This is a genomic window from Citrobacter sp. Cpo148 (assembly GCF_030332375.1).
GTDB lineage: Bacteria > Pseudomonadota > Gammaproteobacteria > Enterobacterales > Enterobacteriaceae > Citrobacter > Citrobacter portucalensis.
This window is the reverse complement of the sequence record NZ_JAOWHY010000043.1, coordinates 759,257-783,232: the sequence shown is the minus strand read 5'-3', so window position 1 is coordinate 783,232 and position 23,976 is coordinate 759,257. Positions and strand designations below refer to the sequence as shown.

At 51.4% G+C, this 23,976-nt stretch carries 26 protein-coding genes; 14 read left to right on the top strand and 12 right to left on the bottom strand.

Annotated features, from left to right (window positions below; all coding sequences use genetic code 11):
* Positions 1–132 precede the first annotated feature (132 nt).
* On the top strand, positions 133–1,014 hold the full coding sequence (htpX, locus tag OGY10_RS13645) for a protease HtpX (RefSeq protein ID WP_003034964.1): 882 nt from the start codon (positions 133–135) through the stop codon (positions 1,012–1,014).
* Positions 1,015–1,061: 47 nt separating this feature from the next.
* On the opposite strand, the gene OGY10_RS13640 is transcribed toward htpX, so the two are convergent.
* Complete coding sequence (locus tag OGY10_RS13640) at positions 1,062–2,435, bottom strand: MFS transporter (protein WP_191227097.1); 1,374 nt, start codon at positions 2,433–2,435, stop codon at positions 1,062–1,064.
* A gap of 174 nt (positions 2,436–2,609) precedes the next feature.
* On the opposite strand from OGY10_RS13640, the gene kdgR reads away from it, so the two are divergent.
* The gene (gene kdgR / locus OGY10_RS13635) at positions 2,610–3,401 is read left to right on the top strand and encodes a DNA-binding transcriptional regulator KdgR (protein WP_003833778.1); all 792 of its coding nucleotides are present in this window, start codon (positions 2,610–2,612) and stop codon (positions 3,399–3,401) included.
* 114 nt (positions 3,402–3,515) lie between these two features.
* On the opposite strand, the gene OGY10_RS13630 is transcribed toward kdgR, so the two are convergent.
* A complete protein-coding gene (locus OGY10_RS13630; RefSeq protein ID WP_003034975.1) occupies positions 3,516–3,755 on the bottom strand; it encodes a YobH family protein in 240 nt (79 codons plus the stop codon).
* Between the two features lie 164 nt (positions 3,756–3,919).
* Here OGY10_RS13630 and mgrB point away from each other — a divergent pair, with 164 nt between their 5' ends.
* The 6 genes from mgrB (at position 3,920) to rlmA (ending at position 8,262) form a co-directional block, all read left to right on the top strand.
* Positions 3,920–4,063 (top strand): PhoP/PhoQ regulatory lipoprotein MgrB, encoded by a 144-nt coding sequence (gene mgrB, locus OGY10_RS13625; RefSeq protein WP_003034977.1) that lies wholly within the window; start codon positions 3,920–3,922, stop codon positions 4,061–4,063.
* 74 nt (positions 4,064–4,137) lie between these two features.
* Positions 4,138–4,422 (top strand): YebO family protein, encoded by a 285-nt coding sequence (locus OGY10_RS13620; protein ID WP_003833774.1) that lies wholly within the window; start codon positions 4,138–4,140, stop codon positions 4,420–4,422.
* A gap of 636 nt (positions 4,423–5,058) precedes the next feature.
* The gene (locus tag OGY10_RS13615) at positions 5,059–5,202 is read left to right on the top strand and encodes a DUF2627 domain-containing protein (RefSeq protein ID WP_003034983.1); all 144 of its coding nucleotides are present in this window, start codon (positions 5,059–5,061) and stop codon (positions 5,200–5,202) included.
* Positions 5,203–5,214: 12 nt separating this feature from the next.
* The gene (cspE, locus tag OGY10_RS13610) at positions 5,215–5,424 is read left to right on the top strand and encodes a transcription antiterminator/RNA stability regulator CspE (protein ID WP_001062678.1); all 210 of its coding nucleotides are present in this window, start codon (positions 5,215–5,217) and stop codon (positions 5,422–5,424) included.
* Between the two features lie 219 nt (positions 5,425–5,643).
* Positions 5,644–7,389 carry a peptidoglycan DD-transpeptidase FtsI2/PBP3(PARA) gene (ftsI2, locus tag OGY10_RS13605; RefSeq protein WP_191227098.1) on the top strand — a complete coding sequence of 582 codons (1,746 nt, stop codon included), beginning with the start codon at positions 5,644–5,646 and terminating at the stop codon, positions 7,387–7,389.
* Positions 7,390–7,452: 63 nt separating this feature from the next.
* Complete coding sequence (gene rlmA, locus OGY10_RS13600; protein WP_048235218.1) at positions 7,453–8,262, top strand: 23S rRNA (guanine(745)-N(1))-methyltransferase; 810 nt, start codon at positions 7,453–7,455, stop codon at positions 8,260–8,262.
* Here rlmA and mntP read toward each other — a convergent pair.
* From mntP to manX, 5 genes are all read right to left on the bottom strand, one after another.
* On the bottom strand, positions 8,259–8,825 hold the full coding sequence (gene mntP / locus OGY10_RS13595) for a manganese efflux pump MntP (RefSeq protein ID WP_020996621.1): 567 nt from the start codon (positions 8,823–8,825) through the stop codon (positions 8,259–8,261). The genes rlmA and mntP overlap by 4 nt on opposite strands.
* A gap of 433 nt (positions 8,826–9,258) precedes the next feature.
* Positions 9,259–9,717, bottom strand: a complete 459-nt coding sequence (locus OGY10_RS13590) for a DUF986 family protein (protein WP_048216190.1) — start codon at positions 9,715–9,717, stop codon at positions 9,259–9,261.
* Between the two features lie 60 nt (positions 9,718–9,777).
* Positions 9,778–10,629, bottom strand: coding sequence for a PTS mannose transporter subunit IID (locus OGY10_RS13585; protein ID WP_003833769.1), 852 nt, complete (start codon positions 10,627–10,629; stop codon positions 9,778–9,780).
* A 12-nt stretch (positions 10,630–10,641) separates the two neighbouring features.
* Positions 10,642–11,442, bottom strand: a complete 801-nt coding sequence (locus tag OGY10_RS13580; protein ID WP_003021004.1) for a PTS mannose/fructose/sorbose transporter subunit IIC — start codon at positions 11,440–11,442, stop codon at positions 10,642–10,644.
* A 58-nt stretch (positions 11,443–11,500) separates the two neighbouring features.
* Positions 11,501–12,463, bottom strand: coding sequence for a PTS mannose transporter subunit IIAB (manX, locus tag OGY10_RS13575; protein WP_003833768.1), 963 nt, complete (start codon positions 12,461–12,463; stop codon positions 11,501–11,503).
* 262 nt (positions 12,464–12,725) lie between these two features.
* Between manX and OGY10_RS23815 the strand changes: the two genes are divergently transcribed.
* Both OGY10_RS23815 and yoaE read left to right on the top strand, forming a co-directional pair.
* Positions 12,726–12,935 carry a protein YoaL gene (locus OGY10_RS23815; RefSeq protein WP_008785027.1) on the top strand — a complete coding sequence of 70 codons (210 nt, stop codon included), beginning with the start codon at positions 12,726–12,728 and terminating at the stop codon, positions 12,933–12,935.
* On the top strand, positions 12,923–14,482 hold the full coding sequence (gene yoaE / locus OGY10_RS13570; RefSeq protein WP_008785026.1) for a CNNM family cation transport protein YoaE: 1,560 nt from the start codon (positions 12,923–12,925) through the stop codon (positions 14,480–14,482). Before OGY10_RS23815 ends, yoaE begins: the two co-directional genes overlap by 13 nt.
* Positions 14,483–14,488: 6 nt before the next feature.
* On the opposite strand, the gene pdeD is transcribed toward yoaE, so the two are convergent.
* The 4 genes from pdeD to pabB all read right to left on the bottom strand — a co-directional run bounded on the left by pdeD (position 14,489) and on the right by pabB (position 19,712).
* Positions 14,489–16,090, bottom strand: coding sequence for a cyclic di-3',5'-guanosine monophosphate phosphodiesterase PdeD (pdeD, locus tag OGY10_RS13565; RefSeq protein ID WP_008785025.1), 1,602 nt, complete (start codon positions 16,088–16,090; stop codon positions 14,489–14,491).
* A gap of 130 nt (positions 16,091–16,220) precedes the next feature.
* Positions 16,221–17,585 carry an L-serine ammonia-lyase gene (gene sdaA, locus OGY10_RS13560; protein ID WP_003833765.1) on the bottom strand — a complete coding sequence of 455 codons (1,365 nt, stop codon included), beginning with the start codon at positions 17,583–17,585 and terminating at the stop codon, positions 16,221–16,223.
* A gap of 183 nt (positions 17,586–17,768) precedes the next feature.
* Positions 17,769–18,347 carry a CoA pyrophosphatase gene (locus OGY10_RS13555; protein WP_003020991.1) on the bottom strand — a complete coding sequence of 193 codons (579 nt, stop codon included), beginning with the start codon at positions 18,345–18,347 and terminating at the stop codon, positions 17,769–17,771.
* 3 nt (positions 18,348–18,350) lie between these two features.
* Positions 18,351–19,712, bottom strand: a complete 1,362-nt coding sequence (pabB, locus tag OGY10_RS13550; protein WP_048235219.1) for an aminodeoxychorismate synthase component 1 — start codon at positions 19,710–19,712, stop codon at positions 18,351–18,353.
* Between the two features lie 83 nt (positions 19,713–19,795).
* Between pabB and OGY10_RS13545 the strand changes: the two genes are divergently transcribed.
* Entirely contained in the window at positions 19,796–19,975 is a 180-nt protein-coding gene (locus OGY10_RS13545) for a YoaH family protein (RefSeq protein ID WP_003020986.1), read from the top strand.
* A 6-nt stretch (positions 19,976–19,981) separates the two neighbouring features.
* On the opposite strand, the gene OGY10_RS13540 is transcribed toward OGY10_RS13545, so the two are convergent.
* A complete protein-coding gene (locus tag OGY10_RS13540; RefSeq protein ID WP_003020984.1) occupies positions 19,982–20,326 on the bottom strand; it encodes a RidA family protein in 345 nt (114 codons plus the stop codon).
* Between the two features lie 141 nt (positions 20,327–20,467).
* Here OGY10_RS13540 and yoaA point away from each other — a divergent pair, with 141 nt between their 5' ends.
* The 3 genes from yoaA (at position 20,468) to OGY10_RS13525 (ending at position 23,811) form a co-directional block, all read left to right on the top strand.
* A complete protein-coding gene (yoaA, locus tag OGY10_RS13535) occupies positions 20,468–22,378 on the top strand; it encodes a DNA repair helicase YoaA (RefSeq protein ID WP_003020980.1) in 1,911 nt (636 codons plus the stop codon).
* 58 nt (positions 22,379–22,436) lie between these two features.
* Entirely contained in the window at positions 22,437–23,132 is a 696-nt protein-coding gene (tsaB, locus tag OGY10_RS13530) for a tRNA (adenosine(37)-N6)-threonylcarbamoyltransferase complex dimerization subunit type 1 TsaB (RefSeq protein WP_048235220.1), read from the top strand.
* A 94-nt stretch (positions 23,133–23,226) separates the two neighbouring features.
* Entirely contained in the window at positions 23,227–23,811 is a 585-nt protein-coding gene (locus OGY10_RS13525; protein WP_191227099.1) for a Slp family lipoprotein, read from the top strand.
* Positions 23,812–23,976: the final 165 nt, after the last annotated feature.

The following is a 23,976-nucleotide window of genomic DNA, read 5'->3' as shown; positions in this document are numbered from 1 at the left end:
TGATACGATAAAATGTAAAGTTGTGTCTTTCTGGTGACTTAGCACCTATGGATGCTTGAAAATAGTCATAAGACCCATACGATATGGGTAATCGCATAGTGCGTTTTGTTAAATTGAGGTTAAAAGAAAATTATGATGCGAATCGCGCTCTTCCTGCTGACGAACCTGGCTGTGATGGTCGTTTTCGGGCTGGTATTGAGCCTGACAGGGATTCAGTCAAGCAGCGTTCAAGGCTTGTTGATCATGGCACTGCTGTTTGGTTTTGGTGGTTCCTTCATTTCGCTGCTGATGTCCAAATGGATGGCGTTAAAGTCCGTTGGCGGGGAAGTGATCGAACAGCCTCGCAATGAAAGAGAACGCTGGCTGATGAATACAGTCGCGAACCAGGCCCGCCAGGCCGGGATCGCTATGCCGCAGGTTGCAATCTACCATGCGCCAGATATTAACGCGTTTGCTACCGGTGCGCGCCGGGATGCCTCGCTGGTGGCTGTAAGTACTGGCCTGTTGCAAAACATGAGTCCGGATGAAGCCGAAGCGGTTATCGCGCATGAGATCAGCCACATTGCTAATGGCGATATGGTTACCATGACGTTAATTCAGGGTGTGGTGAACACTTTCGTTATCTTTATCTCACGTATTCTGGCGCAGATTGCCGCTGGGTTTATGGGCGGCAACCGCGATGAGGGAGAGGGTAGCAACGGTAACCCGTTAATCTACTTTGCGGTAGCAACGGTACTGGAGCTGGTATTTGGTATTCTGGCGAGCATTATTACGATGTGGTTCTCACGTCATCGTGAATTCCATGCGGATGCAGGCTCAGCGAAACTGGTGGGTCGTGAAAAAATGATCGCCGCGCTACAGCGCCTGAAAACCAGCTATGAGCCGCAGGAAGCGACCAGCATGATGGCGTTCTGCATCAACGGTAAATCCAAATCGTTGAGTGAGCTGTTTATGACTCACCCGCCGTTGGACAAACGTATTGAAGCGCTGCGCAGCGGTGAATACCTGAAATAATTGGCAGCAGACTTAAAATAAAAAGCGCGTCGACAGACGCGCTTTTTTTATGCCTGAACTCGCGGTTGTGTGATACGTAAGCCACTCACGATTGCGGCTAGCGAAGCCAGAATACCCGCTGTTATCAGCGAAACGTGTGTTCCGCTGTCGCCAAACTGATTTAGCATCAGCGCAACCAGTGCGGCCCCGGTACTCTGGCCCAGTAAACGCGCCGTTCCAAGCATACCGCTCGCGCCTCCGCTACGATCACGCGGTGCGGAGGTGATGATGGTGTGATTATTCGGTGACTGGAACAAGCCAAAACCCGCACCGCACAAAATCATTGGCCAGATGATATTAAAATCAGAAGGTGATGCGGGCAGCAACACCAGAGAAAACAGCCCACACGCCATTACTGCCATGCCCAGCGCGCCCAGCAGACCCGCATGAACACGTTCAATCAAATATCCCGCCAGTGGGGCCATCACCATGGTTGCCAGCGGCCACGGCGTCAGCAGCAGGCCCGTTTCAACCTCGCTGCGCCCGAGAACCGTTTGCATGAAAAAGGGCAGGGAAACCATTGCCAGCATTTGCGCGCTGAATGAACAGATTGAGGTACAAATAGAGAGTGAAAACAGCGGAATGCGTAGCAGATCAACCGGTAATAACGGCACTGGCAATGCGAGTTGGCGGCGGATAAAGAAAAACCCTACCACAAGAAGACCCACAAGTTCAGCACCAATCAGTTTTAGCGACTGTCCCTGTGCAAATCCGCTGAGTGCCGTGATTAACAAACCGAATGTTAAGGCGTTCATCACTGCGCTGGGCAGATCGAAGCGCGGTTTATTGCCACGTGATGAATTGGGTGGCAAAAAACGCATAGCCAGTAGCAGGGCGATGATCCCCAGTGGAACGTTAATCAGGAATAGCCATTTCCACGAGGCAATAGAAAGAATAGCCGCCGCAATAGTCGGACCCGCTGCCGAGGATACAGCCACGATAAAGGAGTTAATACCCATTCCGCGGCCAAGCTGGCGCTGAGGATAAATGAGTCGGATCAATGCCGTATTAACGCTCATCAGCGCCGCGCCGCCAAGCCCCTGAGCCACGCGCGCTAACGTCAGCATATGCAGCGAGTCTGATAATGCACAAAACAGCGACGCCAACAGAAACACGACCAGACCACATTTATAAATGCGTCGGTAGCCAAACATATCACCTAAAAAAGAGAGCGATAACAGCGAAACAACGATCGCAATTTGGTAGGCGTTCACAATCCAGATTGAGCTGGCGGGTGAGGCCTGAAGATCGGTGGCGATAGTGGGGAGGGCAACGTTCGCTATTGCGCCGTCGAGTACTGCCATAGAGATGCCAATAACAATGGTTAAAATTGCGCCGTATCGCTGAGGCAATGGCAGACCATCGGTCTGAGTTTTTTCCATAGGAAGTCAATATTGTCGGAATTTATGATGAGAATAATAATTTTAGCATTGATATTCAGGCGTTAGGTCGCAGATTTGTAACTAAGTAAGCAAAGAGCGATTGCGAGGGCTGATACGTGAAATTATAATAAAAACCGGTTCTGATTTTTATAAAACACTCGAAAGGGGTGATAAATGGCAATCGCAGATCTGGATAAACAACCCGATTCTGTATCTTCCGTGCTGAAGGTTTTTGGCATCCTGCAGGCGCTGGGTGAAGAGCGCGAAATTGGTATTACCGAGTTGTCGCAACGCGTCATGATGTCGAAAAGCACCGTTTATCGCTTTTTGCAGACCATGAAAACGCTGGGCTATGTGGCACAAGAAGGGGAGTCTGAGAAATACTCACTGACCCTGAAACTATTCGAGCTGGGTGCTCGCGCGTTACAAAACGTCGATCTTATCCGTAGCGCTGATATTCAGATGCGCGAACTTTCGCGCCTGACCAAAGAAACAGTACACCTTGGCGCACTGGATGAAGACAGCATCGTCTACATTCATAAAATCGATTCCATGTACAATCTGCGCATGTATTCTCGCGTAGGTCGCCGTAATCCACTGTACAGCACGGCTATCGGTAAAGTTCTGCTGGCATGGCGTGACCGCGATGAAGTGAAGCAAATTCTGGACGGTATTGAGTACAAACGCAGCACCGACCGTACTATTACCAATACTGATGAGCTGCTGGTACTGCTGGATAAAGTCCGTGAGCAGGGCTACGGTGAAGATAACGAAGAACAGGAAGAAGGTCTGCGCTGCATCGGTGTGCCGGTGTTTGACCGTTTCGGTGTGGTGATTGCAGGCTTGAGTATTTCATTCCCGACGCTGCGTTTCTCAGAGGAACGTTTGCACGAGTATGTGGCGATGCTGCATACGGCTGCGCGTAAAATTTCAGAACAAATGGGTTATAACGATTATCCGTTCTAATCTGGCGTAATAGCGTCAACTTAAAAACCCCAGATATTTTTGTATCTGGGGTTTTTTATGAACAGTCATAACGTTAGTTGGTGCAAATAACGTAGCGTATGTATTGTTGCTATATTAACCGTTATCAATAATGACCGTACTTTTTCTTAACAAAGGGCAATCCGACAGGCCAATGATACCGCTGTTTGTGTGGACGTATTGTGCGGTGCTGGTTCCGCGGGCGGTCAGATATTGGCATTGCAAGCCCAGACCCGCTGCATTCTCCTTACTTCCAATCAAAATTCCGTAGCCGCTCAGTAATAAACCGATCCAAACCAGAGCTAACAACACAATAGCGCGGATTATCAGACGCATTACAACCTCTTATCTTTTCTCGTTATTATTAGATTAGCCTGTACATGGGATGAAACAAGTGAATCATTCCTAAAAAGATTGAATGCCGATACAGTTAACGCTGGGTTTAGGTAACGCATGATAATTTATAGGCATAAGATGTAGATTCGAAGAGTGGAGCTGGAGTGAAAAAAATTCGCTGGGTAGTGCTGATAGTTGTCGTGCTGGTATGCATACTGATGTGGGCGCAAGTGTTCAACATCATGTGCGATCAGGATGTACAATTTTTCAGCGGTATTTGTGCCATCAATAAATTTATTCCCTGGTAAGCGCATTTTTGCCACAGTTGATTACCTTCTTGTGCGGCAGTGGTAAACTACGCTGTCTACATTGAGGTGGTGAAATGAACGAAGTTTTGAATTCTGGCGCGTTGAGTTTGGCGTCTTTGGCTGTATCGGTGGTGATTCTGGTTGTCGGGCTTGTACTGTGGTTTTTCGTCAATCGGGCAAGTTCGCGTACTAATGAGCAGATTGAGCTGCTTGAAGCATTGTTAGATCAGCAAAAAAGACAGAACGCATTGCTCCGTCGCCTTTGCGAAGCTAACGAACCTGAAAAAGCAGCAGAGCCTGCTGCGGTCACAGCGAAGGATGAAGATGATGACATCATCCGCCTGGTAGCTGAGCGGTAAAAACGGTATGACAGGGTGAGGATCTGTTGCTTTTGTTCTCAGATGTTTCATCCTGTCACCAACGTGCCAGATTATTTTCTTCTGTATATGTCGTGTAATTAGCACTCTGATACGCGTGTAAACTCAGTATTTTCAGATGCTCCAACCAATTAATATCTTATCCCCGGTCTGATATAAATATAATTTCCCATACGATAAAAATATGATTATGTCATTTTTGTGATAGCGATCGTTTTATTAACAGCGAAACGTTTCTCTTACTTTTTTTGTGCATTGTCATCATTCTTTCATTATTTTGGTGCAAAAGCAGAAGGCGGATCTCATTTTTACGCTTGTGACATTTTATGCATTACTAAGCATAAAAAATGATATCCGGCACACCCTGTAACAGCTAATCTGGAACAACCGAAGCTATTGAGCTATGGTAGAAATGTCCCGGCTATGGTGCAAGCCAGGCGGGGGATGGGGCGAGCGGCGGGAATATAACACTACTCGGTGTGGCGCATAACTGTGCAGTTGCTGTTTGATGAACGACGGGATTTGTGCGACCGATCGAGACACGTTTAAAAATGGCTTGCCATTATTAACGTTGTATGTGATAACACGTTTTGGGTTAAACGAGGTACAGTTCTGTTTATGTGTGGCATTTTCAGTAAAGAAGTCCTGAGTAAACACGTTGACGTTGAATACCGCTTCTCTGCCGAACCTTATATTAGTGCCTCAAGCAGTAATGTCTCAGTTTTATCTATGTTATGCCTGCGGGCGAAGAAAATACTCTAAGGAATTTTGCAAATGGCAAAGATTAAAGGTCAAGTTAAGTGGTTCAACGAGTCTAAAGGTTTTGGTTTCATTACTCCGGCTGATGGCAGCAAAGACGTGTTCGTACACTTCTCCGCTATCCAGGGTAACGGCTTCAAAACTCTGGCTGAAGGCCAGAACGTTGAGTTCGAAATTCAGGACGGCCAGAAAGGTCCGGCTGCTGTTAACGTAACAGCTATCTGATCGACACCACTGATTTGAAGCGCATATGCGCAACCATCTCAGATATAAAGCCTCGCCTATGCGGGGCTTTTTAATTCAAAATACGTCTAAATATTTCTAAATGCCCTTCCATTAGCGCTTTGTTGCAAAGGCGTGATGTTCGTAGCATAGTTTTCCCCGCTTTCTTACGACATTTCTCGTTAAATCAGACACCTGAAAAACTATCTTGCTGGAGACCAGGTGAAAAAGAAAAACGACGGCGACGCGCGCAATTTTACTCCCGTACGTTTTGCCCTGCTTTGTGTGGCAATATTATTGAGTCTGGGATTGCTGCTGGGTCGGGTTGCGTGGCTGCAAATTGTCACGCCGACGAGTCTGGTGAAACAGGAAGACATGCGTTCGTTACGTGAGGTAACTATTGCCTCGCCGCGCGGGATGATTACCGACAGAGAAGGGCGACCGCTGGCGGTAAGTGTTCCGGTTAACGCCGTATGGGCCGATCCTAAGACCATCATCAGCAAGGGAGGCGTGGGTTACAACGAACGCTGGCAGGCTCTGGCAAGGACTCTGCATTTGTCACTGAGTACGCTGGCGGAACGCGTTAACAGTAATCCTGGCGGACGTTTTATTTATCTGGCACGACAAATTTCCCCTCAGCAGGCTGAGTGGGTAGATGATCTTAATCTCCCGGGCATCAACCTGCGCGAGGAATCCCGCCGGTTCTATCCCGCAGGCCACGTAGCGGCGAATCTCATTGGTTTTACCAACATTGATGGACAAGGCATTGAAGGGCTGGAAAAGAGCTTTAATAACCAGCTGATGGGTAAACCTGGCTCCCGTCTGGTACGTAAAGACAAATTTGGCCATGTCATCGAAAATATCACCGAAGTTACGCCTGTACCTGCACACGAATTACAGCTCAGCATCGACGAGCGTCTGCAGACGGTCACCGAAGATGCGTTGGACAATGCCGTTACGTGGAATAAAGCAGAATCAGGAGCCGCAGTGCTGGTCAACATTGCTACCGGTGAAATACTGTCCATGGCGAGCTTTCCTGACTTCAACCCCAATAATCGTGATGGCGCGGTACTGGATGATTTTCGTAACCGTGCAATTAGCGATACGTTTGAACCCGGTTCAACCGTTAAACCGCTGGTGATCATGACTGCACTCCAGCAGGGGATAGTACAACCCGACAGCGTGATTGATACCCATCCTTTTTTCCTTGATGGACATCGCATTCGCGACGTCGGATTTTACCCGGAACTGTCGCTGACCGGGATTTTACAGAAATCGAGCGATACCGGCGTGTCGCACCTTTCATTGGCTATGCCTGTCCAAAAATTGCTGGATACCTATAAAAGCTTTGGTTTTGGCGATCCAACCGGACTGGGATTAACCGGTGAAAGCAGCGGTTTGATGCCTCAGCGCCGCTACTGGAGCGATTTGGATCGCGCGACCTTTGCATTTGGTTATGGGTTAATGGTAACGCCGCTGCAGTTGGCGCACGTATATGCAACCATTGGTAGTTTTGGTATCTATCGGCCCCTTTCGATTACCCGTATTGACCCGCCGGTAATCGGTACCCGAGTGATGCCGGAGGCGCTGGTTCACCAGGTTGAACATATGATGGAAAGCGTTGCGTTACCTGGTGGTGGGGGAACTAAAGCCGCGGTCAGGGATTATCGCGTGGCGGTTAAAACAGGAACGGCAAAGAAAATTGGTGATGACGGTAAGTATGTCGATAAATACGTGGCCTACACGGCAGGCGTTGCGCCAGCGAGCGACCCGAAATTTGCACTGGTGGTCGTCATCAATAATCCGCAAAACGGTGCTTATTATGGTGGGGCTGTCTCTGCGCCTGTCTTCAGCCAGATAATGGGTGATGTCCTGCGTCTGGAGAACGTTAAACCGGATGGCATGCCTGCTGACTCCGATCATCTGCTGGTGATGCACGGCAGCAACGTATCCTCGCCGTCGTTGTAAGTTATTTTCCCAGGGCGCAATTCGCGTTACACTTGCGCCCTTAAGTCACCTGCCGGAGTTGTCATGTCGTTTTCCTGTCCTCTTTGCCACCAGCCTCTTACTCAAGCGAATAACAGTTTTGTCTGCCCCGGGCGGCACCAGTTTGACGTGGCGAAAGAAGGGTATGTCAACTTACTGCCGGTTCAGCATAAACGATCGCGCGATCCGGGTGACAGCGCTGAGATGATGCAGGCGCGACGGGCATTTCTTGATGCCGGGCACTATCAACCGTTGCGTGATGCGATTGTGAATGTGCTGAAAGAGAAGTCGACTTCAGAAGATGCAGCAATCCTGGATATTGGCTGTGGGGAAGGGTATTACACCCATGCGTTTGCCGACGCGCTGACGGGTTGTACAACCTTTGGTCTTGACGTCTCCAAAGTGGCAATTAAAGCTGCAGCCAGACGCTATCCGCAGGTGACCTTTTGCGTTGCCTCCAGCCATCGTCTGCCGTTCGCAGATGAGTCAATGGATGCCATCATCAGGATATACGCGCCCTGTAAAGCGCAAGAGCTGGCACGCGTGGTTAAACCGGGGGGATGGGTTATCACCGCCACGCCGGGACCGCGTCATTTAATGGAACTGAAAGGGCTTATTTATGATGAGGTGCGTTTGCATGCGCCGCACACAGAGCAACTGGACGGTTTTGTTCTGCAACAGAGTATTGCGCTGGGGTATCAGATGCAGCTTCAGGGCAGCGAGGCCGTTGCGTTACTGCAAATGACGCCGTTCGCCTGGCGGGCAAAGCCGGAGGTGTGGGAAACGTTAGCGGAGAAAACGACGTTTGACTGCCAGACCGACTTTAGTATTCATGTCTGGCAGCGTCTGAATTAACCGTGGAAGTGTGCCCAGAGGATCTGGGCACCGATACCAATCAGCACCACCCCACCCAAAATTTCTGCTCGTTTGCCCAGCATCGGGCCAATGAAACGACCAATCATCATGCCGAGCGTGGACATAATCAATGTGGCGCAGCCGATGGCCAGCGCAGTGGCAATAATATTGACCTGCAGGAAAGCCAGACCCACCCCGACGGCCATTGCGTCGAGACTGGTGGCAATGGCGGTGGTAACCAGCAGCCAGAAACCATGACGGCGCTGCGGTTCTTCATCCTCATCACCGTTATCGCGAAAACCTTCGATTATCATTCGCCCGCCTAAAAAGATCAGCAGAATGAAGGCGATCCAATGATTCCACTCCAGCACGAATTTGCTGGCCAACATACCCATGCCCCAGCCAATCAGCGGCGTAAGTGTTTCAACTGCGCCGAATATCAGACCTGTGCGCAATGCTTCAGAAAATTTGGGTTTATGCAGTGTGGCGCCTTTGCCAATTGATGCAGCGAAAGCATCCATCGACATGCCGAAAGCGAGAAGAACGGTAGCGGTGAGATTCATAACAGCGTCCTGACCGGGGTATCCATAAAACACATCACTGCCCCCAGTAACCATGCATACAGGCCGGAATCACTGTAAATACAGCGCCATTCAGATATGCATTGCAGTTGATGTGCCTATGGTCTCGCCTGACTGAACCTGTAAATTCAGTCCGTACGCGCCACGTTTTTCAACGAGTATGTTGACACGTACATTTCCGGAGTCTGGAAATCGGCTACTCCCCAACGACGGGCGCAACCTTAACATATTCTGAGAATATAAAACAAGAAACGCAGAAATAATATTTGACTTCTAATTGAAAGCGATTTTCATTTAGATTTATTTATAAATAAAACGTTAAAATAAATAACATTGTGGACAGTTAAATATAGCCTTGGCTATGTTTGTTTTTATACTGATATATAAAAAACATAGTTCAGGCTATGTTTGTAACCTATTGATTTGAAATTAAAAGTTTATATATCTTCTCAAGATCGTCTATATTTCGTACGCGGATCAACAATCTTCGATGTTCTAATTGCATCACTAATACACCGTCTTCAGATAAATTCATCTCTTTAATGCGGTTATATTCAATCCAGACGTTGGCGAAGAAAAAACCTTTCTGCTTGAAGATGATTTTTGGCGTACGGATCCAGAACAGATACAACCCCATCAATACCAGTGCACATAATAACCATGTGGTAAATTGCGCGCCGTGGCTGGTGATGTTGTTGTAGATAAGAATAGCTACCAAGCCAAGGAAGATAACGCTGTCGACTCTGCTGCGGGGAAGCAGGGCGACAGTAAGCAGAGTAGGGCCATTACGGCGGGGCATGATGAACTGATCGTAAATGGCATACGCCAGCAGCGAAAAGATAAATAGAACCAGCACCAGGTCCGTGATAGTCATGAATCCTCAACCCTCTAAATAGAAAAACCGGGGGCAAGCCCCCGGTGATGTACAACAGTCTTACAGGCCGAGCAGTCCGACAGCGTAGCCCGCGATACCGATGACGAAGAAGCCAACGATGATCCACAGCGGGTTCACTTTCTTACGCAGCAGCCACATACAGGCGAATGTCAGCAGCAGAGGAACCAGACCCGGCATCAGCTGGTCAAGGATAGTCTGCACGGTGGTAACACGAGTCTGACCATCCTGACCGGTGATAGTGGAAACCACCAGCGGGATGTTTACGTGCGTCCACTTGTTAACCAATGCCCCCATGACAAACAGGCCGAGGATTGACGCCCCCTCGGTCAGCTTCTGCAGGAAGCCGCCGCCCATATCTTTAACGATATCGACACCTTTACGGTAGCCATATGCCACACCGTAATAACGGGTTGCCAGACGAACCAGGTTAAACAGGATGAAGAACAGCAGTGGCCCCAGCAGGCTGCCGCTCATCGCGATACCTGCGCCGAGTGCGGCGAAGACCGGACGTACGGTACCCCAGAAGATCGGGTCACCGACGCCTGCCAGCGGACCCATCAGACCAACTTTGATACCGTTGATGGCACCATCGTCAATCTCTGCGCCGTTTGCACGCTGTTCTTCCATTGCCAGCGTAACGCCCAGTACTGGAGCCGCTACGTACGGATGGGTGTTAAAGAATTCCAGGTGACGCTTAATCGCTTGCTTACGTGCATCGTTGTTTTCCGGGTACAAGCGGCGGATAGCCGGTACCATGGAGAAACAGAAACCCAGCGCCTGCATACGTTCGAAGTTCCATGAACCCTGAAACAGGTTAGAACGAATGAACACGCCACGAATGTCACTCGGAGTGAGTTTTTTCTCGGTGGTAGTTTTAGTCATATCAACCATTTCGCTCACCTGCTAGTCCAGTTCGTTATCGAGATCGTTATTGCCAGCCGCCGCAGCAGGTGCACCGGCTACGCGGTTATATTTCGGGCTCAGCTGAATGTAGAGGATGGCCATGACTGCGCCAATCACACCCAGAGCAACCAGGTTGAAGTTAGTAAATGCCGCGGTGACGAAGCCGAGGTAGAAGAATGGCATCAGATAGCCTGCGCGCATCATGTTGATGACCATCGCATAACCAACCACTACGATCATACCGCCTGCGATGTTCAGACCGCCGGTTACGACTTCCGGAATGGCGTTAAGCATGCTCTGAACTTCACTGGTACCAACAGAAATCGCAACGATTACCGCCGGGATAGCGATACGCATAGCCTGCAGGAACAGCGAGGATACGTGCAGCCAGGAGAGCGCAGTCAGGTTACCGTTTTCGGCTGCCTTATCCGCTGCGTGCTGGAATGCTACGGTGATTGTACGAACGATAATGGTCAGTACCTGGCCTGCTGCTGCCAGTGGGATAGCCAGCGCGATACCGGCACCAATGCTTTGGTGACCCGCGATAACCAGAACGGTAGAGATAATTGAGGCCAGTGCAGCATCTGGTGCAACCGCAGCACCGATGTTCATCCAACCCAGGGCGATCATTTCCAGGGTACCACCGATGATGATACCGGTTTTCATATCCCCGAGAACGGCACCAATCAGCGTACAGGCCACCAACGGACGGTGGAACTGAAATTCATCGAGTACCGACTCCATACCCGCGATACATGCGACGATGAACACCAGCACAATCTGAAGAGTGGTAATCTCCATTGTACTTCTCCTATTGCTATACAGACTTAAGTGTGAAAACTAAGTAAATGCCAGGGAATTATTTCACCTTGGCAATCAAATCCATCATTTTCAGTTTCTGATCGGTAGAAACCTTACGGGCCTCAAGCTCAATACCGCGTTCGTTGAGTTTCTTGAAGGCTTCGATGTCTTTGTCATCGACAGAAATTGCGTTGTTTACCTGCGTTTTACCCTGACGGAAAGCCATACCGCCAATGTTCACGGAGGTAATCTTCACACCACCTTCAACGATACGTTCTACGTCGGTTGGGTTGGTGAACAACAGCATCACACGCTCACCTGCATATTTCGGGTTGTTGTAGACGCGGATCATTTTCGCGACATCAACCACATGCGCCGTCACACCCGGAGGTGCTACCTGAGTCAGCAGCGTTTTACGCACGGTATCGGCGGCAACTTCATCACTGACGACGATAATGCGCGTTACGTTGGTTTCTTTGGTCCAGCGAGTTGCCACCTGACCATGGATTAAGCGGTCATCAATACGCGCCAGGCCGATCTGCATATAATCGTTCGGCCCCATCGGTTTCGCGGGTGTTGCTGCTTTAGGTGCCGCGACGGGGGCAGGAGCGGCTTTTTCCACCGGTTTTGCTTTCAGCGCTTTCACGCCTTCGCTGCCGGTTTCAACGGCCAGTGCCACTAATTCATCAAAGCTTGGGTTGTCATCACGCGCCATGAAGGTCTCAACCAGCATGGGAATGTTCACACCGGCGATTACTTCGTAATGCTCTTTATCGACGACAATGCGGCTCGCAGCGTTAAACGGGCTGCCTCCCCATGTGTCAACGAGAAACAGCACGCCTTTACTGGTATCGAGTTTTGCCAACTGAGCGTTGTACTTTTCGATCAGCGTTTCAGCATTTTCGCCTGGAACGAAATCGATCCAGCCGACGTTTTCCTGCTCGCCTAACAGCATCTCTGCCGTCTTAAGTAACTGCTCTGCAGCCCAACCATGTGTGCCTATTACAATAGCAATGGTCACTTGCTACCTCCTTTATTATCGTTAACACATCAACGTGAAGATGTATTTGAATCGTCGTCCGCAATCGAATCGATTCAGATAAGGGTTACAAAGAAAAACCTATGATTTTCGTGAATTATTTTAGATATCGAAAAAAATATTTTATGTGATGAAGATCCGTAATTTAACTTCCGATTAAAAGAAATTTCGAAGGGTAAAATATCTCCGAAACAACTTATTGCAAAGGAAGGTAAATCTTTGCTAAAAACAGCTTCTCTCTGTTATGTTTAGCATCTGTTTAATTACTCAGGAGTATAGGGCAGTAGCCCACCATATGGATCGTCACCGACGTCATTTCACCTTCAGGCCGTATCAAGCCTGTCAGATTGGCACTTTTTGCCACAAATTTTCTCTGCATATCGCTTTAACGCCTGAGATCCTCAGCGCGCAGTTTGGTCATTCCTTAAGCAGGAGCTTGTCATGGAATTATTAATGGACCCGCAGATTTGGGTGGGTTTGCTCACGCTTGTCGTTCTCGAAATTGTTCTGGGTATTGATAACCTGGTCTTCATTGCGATCCTGGCTGATAAGCTGCCGCCGAAACAGCGTGATAAAGCGCGTTTAATCGGTTTGTCACTGGCACTGATTATGCGTCTGGGCTTGTTGTCCGTGATTTCGTGGATGGTGACGCTGACAAAGCCGCTGTTCACGGTAATGGACTATGCGTTCTCGGGGCGCGATCTGATTATGCTGCTGGGGGGTATTTTCCTCTTGTTCAAGGCTACGACAGAGCTGCATGAGCGGCTGGAAAACCGTGAACATGATACCGGCCAGACGAAAGGGTATGCGAGCTTTTGGGTTGTCGTAACGCAGATTGTCATCCTCGATGCGGTGTTCTCGCTGGATGCCGTGATTACGGCGGTCGGCATGGTCAACCATCTGCCAGTGATGATGGCGGCAGTAGTGATTGCCATGGCCGTGATGCTGCTGGCCTCTAAGCCGCTGACACGATTTGTGAACCAACACCCGACGGTGGTGGTGCTATGTCTGAGCTTCCTGTTGATGATTGGTCTGAGCCTGGTTGCCGAAGGGTTTGGCTTCCATATTCCGAAAGGTTATCTGTATGCGGCGATTGGTTTCTCGATCATCATCGAGTTGTTTAACCAGATTGCCCGTCGTAACTTTATTCGCCACCAGTCGACGCTGCCGCTGCGTGCACGTACTGCCGATGCAATCCTGCGTCTGATGGGCGGTAAACGTCAGGCCAGCGTGCAGATGGAATCCGATAACCCGGTGCCTGTTCCTGTCCCGGAAGGCGCGTTTGTGGAAGAAGAACGCTATATGATCAACGGCGTCCTCTCCCTGGCGTCGCGTTCGTTACGCGGGATTATGACGCCTCGTGGTGAAATCAGCTGGGTTGATGCCGACCTGAGCGTGGCAGAAATTCGCGAGCAGTTGCTCTCTTCACCTCACAGCCTGTTCCCGGTGTGTCGTGGCGAACTGGATGAAATCATCGGTATCGTGCGTGCTAAAGAGCTGCTGGTGGCGCTGGAAGACGGTGTGGATGTGGCGGCGATTGCCTCTGCTTCTCCGGCTATTGTTGTTCCGGAGACGCTGGATCCGATCAATCTGTTAGGCGTACTGCGTCGTGCCCGCGGTAGCTTCGTTATCGTCACTAACGAGTTTGGCGTAGTACAGGGTCTGGTCACGCCGCTGGACGTATTAGAAGCCATTGCCGGTGAATTCCCGGATGCCGATGAAACACCTGAAATTATTGCTGATGCAGGTGGTTGGTTGGTCAAAGGCGGTACCGATCTGCATGCGTTGCAACAGGCGCTGGACGTGGATACGTTAGTGAATGAAGACGAAGACATCGCCACGGTAGCAGGTTTAGTCATTGCGGCTAACGGCCATATTCCACGTGTCGGTGATGTTATCGAAGTTGCACCGCTGAGCATTACGATTGTCGAAGCGAATGACTATCGTGTGGATTTAGTTCGCATTGTTAAAGAACAACCCGCTCACGACGAAGACGAGTAATCGGGTTTAGCGAAACGGCATGACGGGCATACTGTGTCGCCCGTTATGTCGGGTGGGCGGCGGCGTGCTGCCCGCCAGCCATTTTGGGAAATCACGCAGCGGCATTGGCTTTGCGTACAAAAAACCTTGCAACAAATGTACGCCGTGTCGGCGCAAATGCTGAGCCTGCGCCTGGGTCTCAACGCCTTCCGCCACCAGTTCTATATTCAATTTTTTCCCCAAAGCGATAATGATGTCTGTGACGGTTGAGTTCACGGCGTCTGTTCCTATTGCCGAAGTAAATGATTTATCGATCTTCAGCACATCCGGGCGGAGTTTTTCCAGCCAGGAGAGCGAGCTGTTACCGGTACCGAAATCATCAATTGCCAGTTTTACGCCAAGACGATTTAATTCGCGTACGACCCGATAATCCACATCCAGTAACGCATCTCGTTCGGTCAGTTCGATAACCAACTGCTGGATTGGGTGCTGGCTGAACCAGTACTGATTAAGATCTTTTAGCAGCGTGCCGTTACGAAAATGGCTGGCGGCGACATTAATCCCAATATGAAACTGACTGCTCATCGGGAAAACGTGTCTTTGCTGAATGGTTTCTGCGATGACATGACGGGTTAGCGGCACAATCAGGTTGTGCTCCTCAGCGATGGGAATAAACACTTCCGGAGAGATCCAACCCTGGCGTGGGTTATTCCAGCGTAGAAGAATCTCCACGCCCATGCATTGCTGGGTTTGCGCATTAAGCAGCGGCTGGCAAAATAGCTCGAATTCCCGAGCAGCAAGGGCCAGATTAATCTCCCAGGAAAAACTCATTCTGCTGGCGGTCGCCAGCCATGCCAGGTAACCCACTAATAAACTTAGGATCACCGCCAGCGGCAGCTGTGTTGGCAGATGTTTAATCGCCAGTTCACTGGGACCGGGGCCGGTGACGCTAATGGTAAACGGGAAATGTTGAGATGACAGCTGGTAGCGTTTTTCATCATTTAGCTTAGGCAGAGTATCGACCACACCTTGATCATACAGTAGATGCCGATTACCAACGGTTAAGCTGGCATCGGTGATCTGCGGCGGCTGGGGTTCAAGCAACATAGACGACAATAAATCAATATTGACGATTTCCAGCACGCCATCTTCACCATCGGCAGAGGATGGATACCATTGCGTCAGAATCGGGCTGCCTTTTATCAGCGAATGGTCAGTAGACAGCAGCAGTTGCGGTTCCCTGCTGGGTAATTCGGGCTGTAGTTGACGAATGGGGACATTGCGATACCCAAAAATGCTGGAGCAATAGAGGATCCCGCTTTGAATCAGATTAATAGAACGCACCGTTTGCAGTCTTGCGGCATGTTTGCTTAACGGTAAACGTGCCACTGAGCAGGGGAGGCCAATTAACGGCAGCAATACATCACGTCCGGTCTGCAAGGGTAAAAGTACGTCATCCAGTTCTTCTACAGCATGGTTGGCAAAGGTGACGATATTTCGGTGATTTAAATTACGCTCCGAAATAAATCGAACAGTTAATGTGAGGATGAGCGTCAGTAGTGCACATACTGTGCAAACGATTAAGCGATTCCGGCGATAATTTTTAATGATCCGTTGTGCTGTTTGCATGCGGGCCGCCCGATAAGCCGTTGGTCACAGAAGCCAACAGCAACAGAGCAAGTGTAGTGGGGAAAATTACAGTAGACGAGGGAGAGGGGGCAAATTCGCCCATCCGTCGCAGATGGGCGAAAATTAAGTATTAGTCACATTGAACTTTGATTGCCAGGCCACCGCGTGACGTTTCGCGGTATTTGGCGTTCATGTCTTTACCTGTTTCGTACATGGTCTCAATGACTTTATCCAGCGAGACGCGCGGCGCGCTGGTACGGCGCATTGCCATACGCGCAGCGTTGATCGCCTTCACTGAAGCAATGGCGTTACGCTCAATGCACGGAACCTGTACCTGACCGGCAACCGGATCGCAGGTTAAGCCGAGGTTATGTTCCATGCCGATTTCGGCAGCAACACACACCTGCTCAGGGCTCGCGCCCAACAGTTCAGCCAGACCAGCGGCAGCCATGGAGCAGGCTACGCCCACTTCACCCTGACAACCTACTTCTGCACCAGAGATTGAGGCGTTCATTTTGTACAACGCGCCAATTGCACCGGCCGCCAGGAAATAGCGGGTATAGATATCGGGGCTGACGGACTCGATGAAATGATCGTAATAGGCCAATACCGCAGGCACGATACCGCAGGCACCGTTGGTTGGCGCTGTCACCACGCGACCGCCCGCGGCGTTTTCTTCGTTAACGGCCAGCGCGAACATGTTCACCCAGTCGATCACGTTCATCGGATCGTTGGACAGCTTATCGCTGGAAACCAGCATACGACGCAGAGCTGAAGCACGACGAGGAACGCGCAGCGGACCCGGCAACACACCTTCGGTGTTCATGCCACGATCGATACAGGCCTGCATGGTTTGCCAGACGTGGCCAAAGTACTCTTCAATCTCTTTTTTGCTGTGCAGAGCAAGTTCGTTCTGCATCGCCATGCCAGAGAGAGACAGGCCGGTGCTATTGCAGTACTCCAGCATTTCAGTCGCGGATTTGAACGGATAAGGCACGCTGACCTCGCCCGCGGCATCCTGACCAAAATGTTCTTCATCAACGATGAATCCACCGCCGATTGAGTAGTAGGTTTTGCTATAAATGACGGTTTCGCCATTGTACGCATGGATCTGCATTCCGTTTTCATGCAGCGGCAGGTTGCCGTTGTGAAAACGCATCCCGTCATTCTGCGGGAAATCCACTTCGTGCTGACCCTGTGCAAGCAGCAGGCGTCCACGCGTTTCTACGTCGCGGATAAATCCGGGGATGCTATCTATATCCACGGTAGCAGGCTCATTGCCCGCCAGACCCATAATAATGGCGATATCGGTGTGGTGACCTTTACCCGTGAGCGACAGTGAACCATACACGTCGACGGCGACACGAGTAACGCTGTCCAGTAATCCTTTTTCGACCAGGTCATCGACGAACTGTTTACCCGCCTTCATAGGCCCTACGGTATGGGAAGATGAGGGACCAATCCCCACCTTAAACATGTCGAATAGACTAATCACGATAATACTCCTACAGGGCGACTGGGCTTTCCAGTAACGATGTTATAACTGCGCATAGTGTAAGAGGGAACGCGGCGATCGGCTTAACTATTCACATGAATTAAACTAATAGATAACCGCGGTTTTACTAATGTTGTGACCTGAGTTTCAAGTTGTCTATGGAGTGCGTAAAGATAAGTATAGTCAGGGCTTGACGCCAATTTGCAGCGCCAGCTCACGAATTATTCCGGCGGTCATTCCCCAGACGAAATATTGCTCATACCAGGAAAGCCATACACGATGTGAATCGCCGCGGCGGTAGATATCCAACGGGTGATAACGACCTAAATGCAGGGCCTGCGCCAGCGGCATTTCGAACACGGCGGAAACTTCGTCTTCACTTGCGCGATACGGCAAATTTGGCGGGATAATCCCTACCACCGGTGTGACCTGGAAGCCGGTCACGCTGTCGACCGGTGGCAGAACGCCAATCACCTCAACGCAAGAAGGGGGGATCGCCACTTCTTCCTGCGCTTCGCGAAGGGCGGCGGCAATCAACGAGGCGTCGCTGCTATCCACCGCGCCGCCGGGAAAGGCGACCTGTCCGGCGTGCTTGCGCAGATGAACGGATCGCTGGGTTAACAGCAACCCAGGCTGTGGACGACGCACGACGGGGATCAGTACGGCGGCCTGGCGCTGGTTTAACGCGGCATGGTTGACCTGCGGGCGCAGGAGTTGGAAGCGCGATAAAAAATCATCAAGCGTCAGGCTGCTGTATTCCACGTCTCAGTTCTCCAGTTGGTGCAAAATACGATTCACTTTATCAAACGTTTCCTGATATTCAGCGTCTTCCTGACTGTCCGCCACTATGCCGCCACCTGCGGAACAATAAATTTGTCCGTTTGTGGCTGTCAGCGTGCGAATGGTGATGCTGGTATCCATATTGCCGCAGAAACTCAGATAACCGATGCTGCCGCACCAGGCATTACGTCTTTGTGGCTCCAGTTCGTCAATAATTTCCATCGCCCGCACTTTCGGCGCACCGGTAATAGAGCCGCCAGGGAAGGCGGCGCGCAGCAGGTCGGTGGCGTGTAATGACTCTGGCAGACGCGCGATAATGGTGCTGACCAAATGATGAACAGCAGGGAACGGTTCGACCACAAACAGCTCCGGAACCTGTACCGAACCCGGTACGGCAACGCGGCCAATATCATTACGCATCAAATCGACGATCATCAGGTTCTCCGCACGATCCTTCGGCGAATTCGCCAGCCGCCGGGCCTGCTCACGATCGGCATCGGCATCTTCAAGCCTGGGCAACGTACCTTTAATAGGACGGGTCTGGATATGCTGGTTCTCCAGCAGAATAAAACGTTCTGGCGAAAGGCTGAGGATAACGCCTTCCTCAAGACGAATAAACGCGCTGAACGGGGCGCGGTTAGCGTGATTGAGTTTGACAAATGCCTGCCACTCATCCCCCTCGTAATGCGCTTGAAAACGCTGCGCGAGGTTGACCTGGTAACAATCGCCGCTGTGCAGATAGCCCTGTACCTGGCGGAATTTTTCGCCATACCGGGCGCGGCTCATATTGGACTGCCACGCCGAGGTCAATGTAAACGGCTCACGCGTTGGCGGTTGTTGCGCGTCGAGCCATTTCAGGCGAGCCTCGACATCGGTATGGCTGAGCAGCGATACGGTCTGCAACTTGTGGTCAACAATCAGCGCCCAGTCGTAAATGCCAACGGCCATATCCGGTAGCGTAATATCGCGCTCAGCAATAGTGGGCAGAGATTCAAAGCGTCGGCCAAGGTCGTAGCCAAACAGACCTAACGCGCCGCCCTGAAACGGCAGATCCGGGTGATACTCGGGGTGAATCTTGTGTGCAGCTAGCGCGGAATGTAATACCGTCATTGGATCATCAAGCGAGCGCGTGATTGCGTGCCCGTCCTGCACTACGGTCTCTTCAGCACGTGTAACCAACGTGGTGACGGGATCCGCCACCAGAATATCAAAGCGGTTATGCGGATGGTCGGCTTGACCTGAATGCAGCAGCATCGCCCAGGGCAGATGGCTTAATGTCGAAAAATAGCGTTCAGCGGCGTCCTGACGCCAGGGTAATGTGATTACTGCGGGAGATAACGTCTTCATCAGTCCTGACTCGTTGCTACTCTACTGGCTAACTGCCCGGTAGCATGAAATAATTAGCGCAGACAATTTAGCAGGAGTTAACAATGTTTGCAGGTTTACCTTCACTCAGTCATGAGCAGCAGCAAAAAGCGGTAGAGCGTATTCAGGAGCTGATGTCGCAGGGGATGAGCAGCGGACAAGCCATTGCTCTGGTTGCTGAAGAGTTACGCGCCAGTCATACCGGCGAGCGGATCGTGGCGCGTTTTGAAGATGAAGACGAATAACGCCGCTTAAACTGCAGCGATTATCTTAATCTCAACTTTGTATTTCGGGTTCATCAATCCGGCCTGAACGGTACAACGTACCGGCGCGTGGCCAGCAACGACCCACGCGTCCCAGGCTTTGTTCATGGCGGCAAAATCGTTTTTGTCTGCCAAAAACAGGGTGGCATCAAGAATACGTGACTTGTTACTGCCTTGTTTTTCCAGCACCGCATCAATTTGCGCCAGCGTATTTGCCGTCTGCTCAAAGGCGTCTGCATCCAGATTTTCCGGCACGCCGGTGTAATACAGCGTGTTGTTGTGGATTACCACGTCGGACCAACGCGCTTCGGCATCAATGCGCACAATCGTCATAAATCATTCCTCGTTTACGTTTTTTCATAATAGCTTTGGGTTGCGCCAAGACTGCCATAATGTTGTGCCCACGTCACCTCTTCAACTGGCGAAAGACCCGCTGGCCTGACATAATCCCTGTTCAAATGAACAGGGGGCAGTGTGACGGACGATTTTGCAGCAGACGGTCAGTTGGCTAAAGCGATACCGGGTTTTAAACCGCGAGAACCACAGCGGCAGATGGCCATCGCCGTCAGTCATGCCATCGAAAAATCACAACCGCTGGTGGTAGAAGCCGGAACCGGAACGGGTAAAACCTACGCTTATCTTGCCCCAGCGCTGCGTGCCGGAAAGAAGGTCATTGTCTCCACGGGCTCGAAGGCGTTGCAGGATCAGCTATACAGCCGCGACCTCCCGACCGTCGCGAAAGCACTGAAGTTCACCGGTAAACTGGCGCTGCTGAAAGGGCGTTCAAACTATCTGTGCCTTGAGCGTCTCGAACAGCAGGCGCTGGCGGGTGGCGACTTGCCGGTACAAACGTTAAGCGACGTCATTCTGCTGCGCTCCTGGTCAAATCAAACCCTTGATGGGGACATCAGCACCTGCGTCAGCGTGGCGGAAGACTCTCAGGCCTGGCCGCTGGTGACCAGCACTAATGACAACTGTCTGGGCAGCGACTGCCCGCTGTATAAAGAGTGTTTTGTCGTTAAAGCGCGTAAAAAAGCGATGGATGCGGATGTCGTCGTGGTTAACCATCATCTGTTTCTCGCCGATATGGTGGTAAAAGAGAGCGGGTTTGGCGAACTGATCCCGGAAGCTGATGTGATGATCTTCGATGAAGCGCATCAGTTACCGGATATCGCCAGCCAGTACTTTGGTCAATCGCTCTCCAGTCGCCAGCTGTTAGACCTGGCGAAAGACATCACCATTGCCTATCGCACCGAGCTGAAAGACACTCAGCAGCTGCAAAAGTGCGCCGATCGCCTTGCACAAAGCGCTCAGGACTTCCGCTTGCAGCTTGGTGAGCCGGGCTATCGCGGAAACCTGCGGGAACTGCTGGCCGACCAGCGCGTACAGCGCGCGTTTTTGCTGCTCGATGACACGCTGGAGCTGTGTTATGACGTGGCGAAGCTGTCTCTCGGACGTTCGGCATTGCTGGATGCCGCGTTTGAGCGCGCCACGCTTTATCGTGCGCGTCTGAAGCGCCTGAAAGAGATCAACCAGCCAGGCTTCAGCTACTGGTATGAATGCACCTCCCGCCATTTCACCCTCGCGCTGACGCCGCTTACGGTGGCGGATAAATTCAAAGAAGTGATGGAACAAAAGCCGGGCTGCTGGATTTTTACTTCCGCGACGCTGTCGGTAAACGATGACCTGCATCATTTCACTGCACGACTGGGTATTGAAGATGCCGAGTCGATGCTGCTGCCGAGCCCATTTGATTACACGCGCCAGGCGCTGCTGTGCGTGCCGCGTAATCTCCCGCAAACCAACCAGCCGGGGGCTGCGCGTCAGCTGGCATCCATGCTGCGACCTATTATCGAAGCGAACAACGGTCGCTGTTTTATGCTGTGCACTTCGCACGCGATGATGCGCGATCTGGCGGAACAATTCCGCGCTACTATGACGCTTCCCGTACTGCTGCAGGGCGAAACCAGCAAAGGACAACTGCTACAGCAGTTTGTCAGCGCAGGTAATGCGCTACTGGTTGCCACCAGCAGCTTCTGGGAAGGCGTGGACGTGCGCGGCGATACGCTGTCGCTGGTGATAATCGATAAACTGCCGTTTACCTCGCCGGACGACCCGCTGTTAAAAGCCCGAATGGAGGATTGTCGACTGCGCGGCGGCGATCCGTTCGAAGACGTCCAGTTGCCGGATGCGGTAATCACCCTGAAGCAGGGTGTAGGGCGTCTGATACGTGATGCTGACGATCGCGGCGTGCTGGTGATTTGCGACAATCGTCTGGTTATGCGGCCATACGGCGCCACCTTCCTGGCGAGTCTTCCTCCTGCGCCGCGGACGCGTGACATCGCTCGCGCGGTTCGCTTTCTTGCCATACCAACGACTGAGTAATTTGTTACGGAGTGTGGTAAGATGCGCGCCAAATTTATTGATCTGATCACAAACACCCATGCGAATTCTGGCTATCGATACCGCCACAGAGGCGTGCTCTGTTGCCCTGTGGAATGACGGTACTATCAAGGCTCACTTTGAGCTTTGCCCACGAGAACACACCCAACGAATTTTACCGATGGTTCAGGAAATCCTGGCCGCTGGCGATCTCACGTTAACCGATATCGACGCCCTGGCGTTTGGTCGCGGTCCCGGCAGTTTCACCGGCGTGCGTATCGGTATTGGCATTGCTCAGGGGCTGGCGTTAGGCGCAAACTTACCGATGATCGGCGTCTCCACCCTGGCGACCATGGCGCAGGGCGCCTGGCGTAAGTCGGGCGCGACTCGCGTGCTGGCGGCGATTGACGCGCGAATGGGCGAAGTCTACTGGGCCGAATACCAGCGTGATGACAACGGTAACTGGCACGGTGAAGAAACCGAAGCGGTGTTAACCCCCGAGCAGGTACATGAGCGTTTATTGCAGCTGTCTGGCGAGTGGGTGACGGTCGGGACGGGCTGGCCGGCATGGCCAGAGCTTGGTAAAGACAGCGGGCTGACGCTCAGCGATGGTGACGTGCTGCTTCCAGCGGCTGAAGACATGCTGCCCGTCGCCACGCAAATGCTGGCTGCGGGTGAGACCGTAGCGGTCGAACACGCTGAACCGGTTTATTTACGTAACACCGTGGCGTGGAAGAAACTTCCCGGTAAAGAATGAATCTTAGTAGTAGAACCCCGGCTAAGACGTACAGTCGTCAGTGCACAGCATTGTGAACAGGCCGGGGCAGAAGCTAAGAAAAGGGAGTCACAATATGGCGGTGCAAAAGCAGTTATTGAAAGGTGTGTTGGCGGGGGCCTTAGCGTTAATGCTTAGCGGCTGCGTCACCATCCCGGATGCGATTAAAGGTTCGAGCCCGATGCCGCAGCAGGATCTGGTGCGGGTGATGAATGCGCCGCAGCTGTATGTCGGACAGGAAGCGCGTTTCGGCGGCAAAGTGGTGGATATTCAGAACCAGCAGGGAAAATCCCGTCTGGAAATTGCCACCGTTCCGCTCGATAGCGGTGCACGCCCCGTGCTGGGTGAAGCCTCTCGTGGGCGGATATATGCTGATGTAAATGGCTTCCTTGACCCGGTGGACTTTCGCGGGCAACTGGTCACCGTCGTCGGCCCGATAAGCGATACGGTGGACGGAAAAATCGGTAATACGCCGTATAAATTCATGCTGATGCAGGTAACTGGTTATAAACGCTGGCATATTACTCAGCAGATTGTCATGCCGCCTCAGCCTATCGACCCCTGGTTCTACGGTGCGCGTGGCTGGCCTTACGGTGGCTACGGCGGATGGGGCTGGTACAATCCCGGCCCGGCACAGGTTCAGACCATAGTAACAGAGTAACTCTTTGTTTTAATGGTAAAAGAAACAGCGGCTCGTCCGCTGTTTCTGCATTAACGTGGATATAAGAAAAATAAATAGTGACGTGCTTCGCAACCTTGTCGTTGTGTAATAAACAAACTGGTACGCTGAGTTAATATTATGTTAACAGTTTGTTTATTGCCTGGG